Origin of the sequence: Methylobacterium sp. CCH5-D2, assembly GCF_001556475.1 — a bacterium.
Classification (GTDB): domain Bacteria; phylum Pseudomonadota; class Alphaproteobacteria; order Rhizobiales; family Beijerinckiaceae; genus Methylobacterium; species Methylobacterium hispanicum.
Genome location: NZ_LSIX01000702.1, coordinates 1 through 1,871, shown reverse-complemented (window position 1 = coordinate 1,871; position 1,871 = coordinate 1). Strand labels below are relative to the sequence as shown.

The window sequence follows — 1,871 nt, the reverse complement described above, 5'->3', positions numbered from 1 at the left end:
GACTACGCCTTCAGCATCGAGCCGGACAAGGCCGGCGACAAGCCGCAGATGGCGCTCCTGCGGGAATACCTGTGAGCCCCGGAGCCGCCAGCACGGTCCAGCCGAGGATTGCGACGTCAGCGATGGTGTTCCCTTCGACCCGCGCGGCCGCGCGGCCGTCCATCGGACCGCTCCTGCCGCGCGAGGTCTCCCGGTGAGCGGCGGCCTCGCGCGGCAGTCGGCCGCCAACGCGCTCGCCACCGGCTCCATCCTGATCAGCGGCGCGCTCAGCACGATCATCGTCGCGCGCCTGCTCGGCCCGGCCGACCTCGGGGTCGTCACCTACGCCGCCTGGGTGGTGAGCATCACCTTGATGGTGGCCGACCTCGGCATCCCGGGATCGCTCGCCCGCTACCTGCCGGAGCTGCGCGGCGCCGGGGACGCGAGCGCCGGCCACGGCCTCGCGCTCTACCTCTACAAGCGCTTCATCCTCGTGGTCGGGCTCGCGGCCTGCGCGCTCCTCGGCCTCGCCCTCTGGCACCGGGCGGCCGGATCGACCTTCGCGCTCCACATCGAGCCGGGGAGCTACAAGACCTCCCCGCTCTTCTGGACGCTCGTGGCCGCTGCCGTCCTCGCCCAGAGCAGCTCTGCCTTCGCGGTCGGCCTTCTGCGGGGGCAGCAGGATTTCGGCCGGATGGCGCGCATCATGCTCGTCTCGGCGGCCGCCCAGATCGGCGTCACGGTCCTGGGCTCGGTCGCGCTTGGCCTCGTGGGCGCGCTGAGCGCGGCGGTCGTCGTCGGGCTCGCGCCCTCGGTCTTCCTGATGCGGGACCTGCGCGGCGGCCGCGCGGTCGCGCCGGAGCTGCGCACCCGGCTCGTGCGCTACTGCGGCGCGATCTGGCTCGCCTACCTGCTCTCCGCCGTCACCTGGGCGCGCACCGAGATCCTGTTCCTCGAGCGGAGCTGGGGCAGCGAGGCGGTGGCCTTCTTCTCGGTGGGGCTGACGCTCGCCAACCTCGCCGTCCAGGCCCCGCTCCTCCTCACCGGGCCGCTGCTGCCGGTCCTGGCGCAGAACATCGCCGCCAAACAGCACGCGGCCGCGGTCGGGATCTACCGGAGCGGCATGCGCTACCTCGCGATGCTCGTCTTCCCGGCCTGCTTCGGGCTGGCCGCGATCGCCTCGGTCTTCGTGCCGCTCGTCTACGGCGAGGCCTTCGCCAAGGCCGTGGCGCCGGCCGTGATGCTGGTGGTCGCCGCCGCCTTCTACGCCCTGACGGCGGTGACGCAGATCTACATGAACGCGGCGGAGCGCAACCGCTTCAACATCGTGGTCGGGATCGTGGGCGCGGCGAGCATCATCGCGTCGGGCCTCCTCGTCATCCCGGCCTACGGCCTGATGGCGGCGGCGGCGACGCGCACGACGGTGCAGGTGCTCACCGCCGCGGCCTCGATCTGGTACGTGCACCGCCACCTGCAGGCACCGGCCCCGCTCGGGCAGGTCGTGCGCATCGTCGGCGCCGCCGCCCTGTGCGGGCTGGCCGCCTTCGCCCTGCTGCGCGCCTTCCCGGGGCCCCTCGCGCTGGCGCCCGCGATCGTCGTCGGCGCCCTGGTCTACGCCGTCGCGCTGAAGCTCTTCGGATGCATCCTGCCCGAGGACGTGGACCGGGCGCGCGGCATCGGTTCCCGGCTGCTCGCCCCGCTCGCCGCCCTGACCGGCGCCGCCAACGCTCCCCGGTCCAAGGCCCCCCGGTGACGGGGGAGCGCCCGGGCCTTCAGGCCGACCGACCCAACCGCCACAAGGAGAATGTCACGATGCCCGAATCGACGTCGTCCGCCGTCCACCCGGTGATCCTGTGCGGGGGCTCCGGCACGCGGCTGTGGCCGGCCTCGCG

Annotated in this window: 1 protein-coding gene; it reads left to right on the top strand. The window is 73.5% G+C overall.

The genetic code is table 11. From position 1 onward, the window contains the following. Nucleotides 1–193: 193 nt before the first annotated feature. Nucleotides 194–1,732: a polysaccharide biosynthesis C-terminal domain-containing protein gene (locus AX737_RS18485; RefSeq protein ID WP_066923970.1), complete on the top strand. Its 1,539-nt coding sequence runs from the start codon at nucleotides 194–196 to the stop codon at nucleotides 1,730–1,732. The last annotated feature ends 139 nt before the right edge of the window (nucleotides 1,733–1,871 follow it).